Raw genomic sequence first — 7304 nt, forward strand, 5'->3', positions numbered from 1 at the left:
CACCGGCCGCTGCTGCGGCTCGACGGCCCGAGCGGCAGCTGGGACCAGCCGCTGACGCCGCGCCACGCCGAGATCCTCTACCTGCTGGCGCGGCATCCGCGGGGCCGGTCGGCGGCCGAGCTGGCCGCGGACCTGTTCGGCGACGCCGAGCGCACCGTGACCATCCGCGCGGAGATGTCCCGGCTGCGGCGGCACTTCGCGGGCGTGCTGGCGCACCGGCCGTACCGGTTCACCGTCGAGGTGCAGGTGCTGCTGCCCGATGACGGGGTGGCGCTGCCTGGGTCGGTGGCACCGGGATTGCGCTGAGGCGCTCTGCGGCAGGATCCGGGCCACATGACTCGGGGGCGCAAGGACTCGGCGGTAGTGGGGTGGGCCGCTGCAAATCCGTTCTGCGGGGAACTCGGTCGCGCGCCGGTTCGTTGTCGCCCAGTCCGGCCGTCCACGGAGGTGTGCCCAGTGCCCGAAGTGTGCTCAGTGCCCGAGCTGCCCGATCTCGCCCGCCAAGCCGACCGGTTGATCGACTTCGGCGTGCACGAACTCGCCGGCGTGTCCGCAGCACGACTACGCGCAGCCGCCGCACCCGAAGTGCCCGGTTCGCTGCTGGTGCTGCCCGCCGCACCGATCTCCAAGCTGGCGCCGCTGGTGGAACTCGGCGGCAAGCACGGCTTCGTGGTCACCGACATGTCCGATGTGGACGAATTCGCCCCGATCCCCTCGGTGCGGCTGCCCGACTCGCCCGCCTACCGCATCGAAACCCCCGACCGCGGCGACGACCTGGCCGAATACAGCCCGAACGAGGCGCTGCCGATGATCGAAGCCGCGGGCCGCACACCACTCACGCTGGCGGAAGGCCTGCACTGGCTGCTGCAGTGCCCGGACGTGCTCGAACGCAACCACTGCTTCATGACCATCGCCTCGCGCAAGCACCGACTCCGCGGTTCGCCGGACGCGCGGACCCCGGCGATCTGGATCAGCAACGGCACTGGCCGCGACGGTGCGGCCAACCGCGACGCGCCGAAGGTCGGCTGGTGCTGGGCGGGCAACCGGCACACCTGGCTCGGCTTCGCCAGCGCCGCGGGCCGCAGCGGCTGACCCGCCGCCGCGGCACAGATCGTTTCGAGCCACCACGGCCGGGGTAGGCCGCAGGCGACCGCCGGTTAGGGAAACGCACCCGGTCGTGAAGGAGGTCCGGCGATGCCGCGGACGCTGGCGCACAAGCTGATCGCCTCGCACCTGCTCGACGGCGAGATGACCCCGGGTTCGGAGATCGCGCTGCGCATCGATCAGACGCTGACCCAGGACGCCACGGGCACGCTGGTGATGCAGGAGCTGGAGTCGCTCGGGCTCACGCGGGCGCGAACCGAGGTCAGCGTCCAGTACGTCGATCACAACCTGCTCCAAGCCGACGAGAAGAACGCCGAGGACCACGAGTTCCTGCGCTCGGCTTGCCGCCGCTACGGGTTGTGGTTCTCGAAACCGGGCAACGGGGTGTCGCACCCGACGCACATGCAGCGCTTCGGCGAACCCGGCAAGACGATGGTCGGGTCCGATTCGCACACGTGCGCGGCCGGGTCGCTGGGGATGCTGGCGATCGGTGTGGGCGGTCTGGAGGTGGCGATGGCCATCGCGGGTGAGCCGCTGCGGGTGCGGATGCCCGAGGTCTGGGGTGTGCGGCTGACCGGCGAACTGCCGCCGTGGGTTTCGGCCAAGGACGTGGTGCTGGAGATGCTGCGGCGGCACTCGGTCTCCGGCGGCGCGGGCCGCATCATCGAGTACCACGGTCCCGGCCTCGCGGATCTTTCGGCGATGGACCGGCACGTCATCGCGAACATGGGCGCCGAGCTGGGTGCCACGACCACGGTGTTCCCGGCCGATGAGGCGGTGCGGGAGTTCCTGCGCGGCGAGGACCGCGAGCACGCCTTCACCGAGTGGCGGGCCGACGAGGGCGCGGACTACGACGTCACCGACGAGATCGACCTCTCGGCGCTGGAACCGCTGATCGCGCGCCCGTCCGCGCCGGACAACGTGGTGCCGGTGCGCGAGGTCGCGGGCACCGACGTGCGCCAGGTGGTGATCGGCTCGTCGGCGAATCCGGGGCTGCGGGACTTCGCGATCGCCGCGCGCATGGTGCAGGGGCGCCAGACCCGCCCGGAGGTCAGCTTCGACGTGAATCCGACTTCGCGGGAGATCCTGGAGGATCTGACCCGCATCGGCGGCACCTTCGAGTTGATCTCCTCGGGCGCGCGGATCCACCAGTCCGGGTGCATGGGTTGCATCGGCATGGGCCAGGCCCCGGCGGTGGGGCAGAACTCGCTGCGCACGTTCCCGCGCAACTTCCCCGGCCGATCCGGCACGCGGGAGGATTCGGTGTGGTTGTGCTCGCCGGAGACCGCGGCCGCGGCCGCGCTGGAGGGGGCGATCACCGATCCGCGGGAGCTGGCCGCGCGGCTCGGGCTGGACCCGAAGGTCGAGTTGCCCGAGCACGCGTCGGTGAACACCTCGATGCTGGTGGAACCGCCGCCGCAGCAGGAGGCCGAGCAGGTCGAGCCGGTGAAGGGCCCGAACATCTCCGCGCTGCCGCAACTGGATCCGCTGCCGCAGCGGATCGCGGCGCCGGTGCTGCTGGTGGCCGGGGACAACGTCTCCACCGACGAGATCTCCCCGGCCGGGGCGCGGGCGCTGCCGTTGCGCTCGAACATCCCGGCGCTTTCGGAGTTCACCTTCACCCGCCTCGACGAGACCTATCCGCAGCGGGCCGCCGAGACGGGCACGCACGTGGTGGTCGGCGGCGACAACTACGGGCAGGGTTCTTCGCGCGAGCACGCCGCGATCACGCCGCGCCATCTCGGGCTGCGGGTGGTGCTGGCGAAGTCGTTCGCGCGGATCCACTGGCAGAACCTGATCAATTTCGGGATCTTGCCGCTGCGGTTCGCCGACCCCGGCGACTACGACTCGATCTGCGCAGGCGACGTGCTGGTGCTCGAGGACCTGCCGGGGCAGCTGCGCGGCGGCGGCGACATCACCATCGGTAACGACACTCGCGGTAACACGATCACCGCACGTCATAGCCTGTCCGAGCGACAAGTGCAGGCCGTACTTGCCGGGGGAGTCATCTCCATGCTCGCCGACTCGCCCTCCGTCGTCACACGTTAGTGGCAACGCTTGTAGCGCTCGGACTAGCGCTCCTACGGTAGGTACCGCGGCCCGGCAGCCGGCCGCGGACGCACCCGTGACCAGCATCGACGGTCTCGAGCAGGGTTGCTTCCGCGCCCACGGCCGACCGCCCTCACGGCTTCGTCCAGGCCCATCCGGCCCGGTCACCCGGTGCTGCCCGGGTGAGCGCGCCGCGACGGCACAAGCGCCCAGGGAGGCAACGTTGATGCGCACTGACAGCGGCAACAGCGAGCTTGCCGGCGACCAGCGGCGCGTTCGGTCCACGGCCGCCCAGCGAGGCGCCATCGTCGCACCGCGGGAAGCGAGCGAGCCGATCACCGGGTCTCCCGCGCACACCCGGGCGCTGCGGCTGAGCGTGCTGCGCCCCGACCCGGGAGTGGTGGTCGTGCGGATGCGCGGGGAGATCGACCTGGCCGCCGTGCCGCGCCTGACCGAGCTGATCCGGCAACGGCTGACCGCGGCGGTGCTGCGGGCGATCGTGCTGGACCTCTCGGAGGTGACCTTCTTCAACACCGCCGGGCTGGACATGCTGCTGCACGCCCAGCGCCGCACCGAATGCAAGCAGATCCCGATGTTCGTGGTCCCGGGCACCGGCCCGGTGGCGCGGATGATGCGCCTGACCGGCCTGACCGACCGGTTCATCTCCCGCGAGACCACCGCCGAAGCCGTCACCGAACTCCGCCGCAGGTGCTGAACCAGCCCTCGCGGCTGAACCTGACCTTTCGGTTCGATCGTGCACGTGGCGTGGCCGAGTTCACGATGACCGCGCCGGGGTCCCGAGTAGGTTCGTCAGCATGGACGACGACGGGCCCAGCCGGACAGCGCTCGCGACCGCTTACGCCCGTGCTTTTCACCAGATCGCCGACCGGCCCCGCATCCTCACCGACCCGCTCGCTGCGCGTCTGCTCGGCGTGACCGCCGATGAGCTGGCCGAGCTGCCCGAGCCCACCGAGGATCGCCCCGGTAGCGGCGCGATCTACCGGCCGCGCCGCTTGTTCTTCGCCGCTCGCGCCCGCTTCGCCGAAGACCGGGTGGCCGCGGCCGTGGCTGCGGGCGTGCGGCAGGTCGTGATCCTCGGCGCCGGCCTGGACACCTTCGCCTACCGCAATCCGCACCCGGGCCTGCGCGTGTTCGAGGTGGACCACCCGGCCACCCAAGTGTGGAAACGCCAACGCCTCGCGGCGGCCGGCATCGACTGCCCCGGGACGTTGACCTTCGCGCCGGTCGACTTCGAAACCCAAGCGCTGGCAACGGAATTGGACGCCGCCGGATTCAGCCGGTCCGATGCGGCCGTGTTCGTGTGGCTCGGTGTGGTCTTCTACCTGACCCCGGAGACCGCTCGCGCCACCCTCGAGTACATCGCCGGGCAGGCCCGTCCGGCCGAGGTGGTTTTCGATTACCTGCAGCCGGCAAGCACCGACGAGGACGGTGCGCAGCTGCGGGAGCGGGCGAATCGATCGGCCGCTGCCGGCGAACCCTGGTTCAGCTACTTCACACCCGGCGGCATCGCCGCGCAGTTGCGTTCCCTCGGCCTCACCGAGGTCCATGATCACTCCGCCGCAGAACTCATCACCGGTTACCTCGATGGCTCCGCGGAATTCGTGGGCGAACCGCCCCAGGCGCTGCGCGCCAGCCGCATACTGCGGGCGAGCCGCTGAGACTTCCCCAGCGGCACACCTGGGTTGGGCAGCGCGCTGGCCTTCGCATCGCCGCGGAGGCGCGAACGATTCCGCCGTGCTGCTTTCCGGTCGGCGCATCAGTGCAACGCACGACGCATCGCCACCCGCCGCTCCGCGGCGAGTCCGCGCCGCGCCTCCTCCCGCGTCAGCTCGGCGAGACCGGCGGTGCACCGCGATGCGGGCAGCTCCCGGAATCCCAGCCGTGCGTAGTACGGCGCGTTCCACGGGACGTCCCCGAACGTCGTCAAGGTCAGCGCGGCTGCGCCTTGGGCGCGGGCTGCTTCGGCGACGTGCTCGATCAGCGCCGCGCCGATGCGCCGCCGCGCGTGCGCGGGGTGCACGCTGATCTGCTCGATGTGCACGGCGTCGTCGAGCGGCGCGGTCACCACGAACGCCACCGGTGCCGCGGCGGCGGCCACCCGCACATCGCCGCGGTGGTGTGCGGCCGTCAACCGGGGCAGCGGCAGCGGGTCGTCGTCGGCGACCCAGGCCATGCCGATCTCGCGGAAGCACTCCCCGGAAGCGATCTCGATACCCGGCAGCAGCGCCAGCTCATCGGCGTGTGCCCGGCGGATGTCGATGTCCACGGTGCCAGTGTCGCTGATCGCGCCGGGGCAGGTCTTCAGGATTTCTCGCAGGCACCGCGAAGTTCGCGGTCACCCGCGGGAGCAGCTGGGCTCGCGCACCGGCGGTGGCGATCTTCGCTGCGCGTGCGGATACGGTGCTGCGGGAAACGACCGGCGCGGGTGTCCGCGCCAGCTTGGGAGGTGCCGTGAACCCGCCAGCATCCACCGGCGACCCCGCCGGCGAGGTCCGCATCGTCGCCATGGAGGGCCATCGGCCCGAGATCGCCGAGGACGCGTGGGCCGCGCCGGGCAGCACGCTGATCGGCCGCGTGCGGCTGCACGCCGGAGCGAACGTCTGGTACGGCGCGGTGCTGCGCGGTGACAACGAGGACATCACCGTCGGCGAGGGCAGCAACGTCCAGGACGGCTGCGTCGTGCACGCCGATCCGGGCTTTCCGGCCACGGTCGGTGCGGGCGTGACGGTCGGGCATCGCGCGGTGCTGCACGGCTGCACGGTCGGTGATCACAGCCTGGTCGGCATGGGTTCGGTGGTGCTCAACGGCGCCGTGATCGGCGAGAACAGCCTGATCGCGGCGGGTGCGGTGGTGCTGGAAGGCACCGAGGTTCCGCCGGGCTCGCTGGTGGCGGGCACGCCGGGCAAGGTGCGCCGGGAGCTGACCGATGACGAGAAGGCGGGGCTGCGCCTGTCGGCCGAGCACTACCTCGGCAACGCCGCGCGACACCGCGAGGCGCTGGAAGGCTGAGCTTGGCGAACGCGGGCCTGTGCGGCAAGGCCCCGTGAAAACCGAAGTGCCGTGGCCCCGCTGCGGGGACCACGGCACATTCAGCAAGCCCGTTGTAATGGAGCCCGGGTCTTACTTGGGGTGGCGTCAGACCGTGCTCGCCGGCGCTCGAACCGCCGCAAGCGGTCGGTGGCCGGTCCGCGACCCGGTTTGTTGCGCCACGTTCAGTCGTTGTGGACTGACGAACAGAGCCTTCAGCTCTGACCGCGACGGGCGGCCGAGCTCATGCTCGCGGAGTGCGGGTGCCGCATCACGGTGCGGGCCCGACCCATCTCGCGATTCATGCCACCCAGCCAACGAACCAGACCTGCCATTTCGGCATCCCTTCACTACGTAGTGGTCCAGCCGCCACACCTGCCGATCCCCTTGCGGACCGGCGTGTCCAAGGGGTCAACGAGGTGTGCCACTTGGGTAATCGCCACTGGTCGGGGCGTTATTTCACCGACTACGTCACACCTCGATAACGAACACGGTCTGCGGTTTGATCCGGCGGCGAAACCACGGGTGAAACGATGCAACCTAGACAGCGGGTAGTGCCGTCATGACACTGGGTGCGCACCGACGGCGTCCCGGATTTCGCTGACCATCGACATGCCCGACTCCCGCGCGCAGTGCGCGCAGCAGAAGAACCGGCCGTTGACCTCCGCACCGTGTCCGAGGATCCGGCACCCGCAGTGCTCGCATTGCGGCGCCAACCGCTGCGCGGCGCACTCGAACGAGTCGAAGGTGTGCACGCCGCCGCCGACGGTGTGCACCTCGAAGCTCATCCAGTAGTCGTTACCGCAGGTCTCGCAGGTCGCCATTGCTTCCTCCGCATGTCGTTCACCTCTGGGGAAGGCACCAGGATGCGGGCGCGCCCATCCCCCGGCAACCCGGCGCAGAACGTCGTGACCTGCACTGACGGGCCGGTTGCGCGATCGGTGGATCCCGCGAGCACCGGCGCTGTGCGAGGCTGATCGACACTGCCGACCGGAGGGGATCGCATGTACGACGATCGCGCCGTGGTGCAACGCCGCTTCGAGCGGGTGCTGGCCGAGCGGCTGCGCCCGGCGATCCACCCCCGTTCGGTGCCGCTGGAGGTC

At 70.8% G+C, this 7304-nt stretch carries 8 protein-coding genes; 6 read left to right on the top strand and 2 right to left on the bottom strand.

Annotated elements, in window-relative coordinates:
* From IJH84_RS10780 to IJH84_RS10800, 5 genes are all read left to right on the top strand, one after another.
* Positions 1 to 306 (top strand): helix-turn-helix domain-containing protein (locus IJH84_RS10780; RefSeq protein WP_295143469.1); only part of this gene is annotated, 306 nt, incomplete at its 5' end.
* A 150-nt stretch (positions 307 to 456) separates the two neighbouring features.
* On the top strand, positions 457 to 1092 hold the full coding sequence (locus IJH84_RS10785; RefSeq protein WP_295143472.1) for a DUF5701 family protein: 636 nt from the start codon (positions 457 to 459) through the stop codon (positions 1090 to 1092).
* 102 nt (positions 1093 to 1194) lie between these two features.
* Positions 1195 to 3153: an aconitate hydratase gene (locus tag IJH84_RS10790; RefSeq protein WP_295143475.1), complete on the top strand. Its 1959-nt coding sequence runs from the start codon at positions 1195 to 1197 to the stop codon at positions 3151 to 3153.
* Between the two features lie 226 nt (positions 3154 to 3379).
* Positions 3380 to 3868: an STAS domain-containing protein gene (locus tag IJH84_RS10795; protein ID WP_295143478.1), complete on the top strand. Its 489-nt coding sequence runs from the start codon at positions 3380 to 3382 to the stop codon at positions 3866 to 3868.
* 100 nt (positions 3869 to 3968) lie between these two features.
* Positions 3969 to 4832 (top strand): SAM-dependent methyltransferase, encoded by an 864-nt coding sequence (locus tag IJH84_RS10800; protein ID WP_295143479.1) that lies wholly within the window; start codon positions 3969 to 3971, stop codon positions 4830 to 4832.
* 98 nt (positions 4833 to 4930) lie between these two features.
* Here the strand turns inward: IJH84_RS10800 and IJH84_RS10805 are convergent, their stop codons facing one another.
* On the bottom strand, positions 4931 to 5440 hold the full coding sequence (locus IJH84_RS10805) for a GNAT family N-acetyltransferase (protein WP_295143482.1): 510 nt from the start codon (positions 5438 to 5440) through the stop codon (positions 4931 to 4933).
* A gap of 239 nt (positions 5441 to 5679) precedes the next feature.
* Between IJH84_RS10805 and IJH84_RS10810 the strand changes: the two genes are divergently transcribed.
* Positions 5680 to 6183 (top strand): gamma carbonic anhydrase family protein, encoded by a 504-nt coding sequence (locus IJH84_RS10810; RefSeq protein WP_295143486.1) that lies wholly within the window; start codon positions 5680 to 5682, stop codon positions 6181 to 6183.
* A gap of 578 nt (positions 6184 to 6761) precedes the next feature.
* Here IJH84_RS10810 and IJH84_RS10815 read toward each other — a convergent pair.
* Positions 6762 to 7025, bottom strand: coding sequence for a Prokaryotic metallothionein (locus IJH84_RS10815; protein WP_200072496.1), 264 nt, complete (start codon positions 7023 to 7025; stop codon positions 6762 to 6764).
* Positions 7026 to 7304 lie beyond the last annotated feature (279 nt).

Source organism: Saccharopolyspora sp. (assembly GCF_017434145.1).
Taxonomy (GTDB): Bacteria; Actinomycetota; Actinomycetes; order Mycobacteriales; family Pseudonocardiaceae; genus Saccharopolyspora_C; species Saccharopolyspora_C galaxeae.

Coding starts and splice junctions, on each gene's coding strand:
- IJH84_RS10800 (WP_295143479.1), top strand. CDS start 3,969: ATGGACGACGACGGGCCCAGCCGGACAGCGCTCGCGACCGCTTACGCC.
- IJH84_RS10795 (WP_295143478.1), top strand. CDS start 3,380: ATGCGCACTGACAGCGGCAACAGCGAGCTTGCCGGCGACCAGCGGCGC.
- IJH84_RS10815 (WP_200072496.1), bottom strand. CDS start 7,025: ATGGCGACCTGCGAGACCTGCGGTAACGACTACTGGATGAGCTTCGAG.
- IJH84_RS10810 (WP_295143486.1), top strand. CDS start 5,680: ATGGAGGGCCATCGGCCCGAGATCGCCGAGGACGCGTGGGCCGCGCCG.
- IJH84_RS10790 (WP_295143475.1), top strand. CDS start 1,195: ATGCCGCGGACGCTGGCGCACAAGCTGATCGCCTCGCACCTGCTCGAC.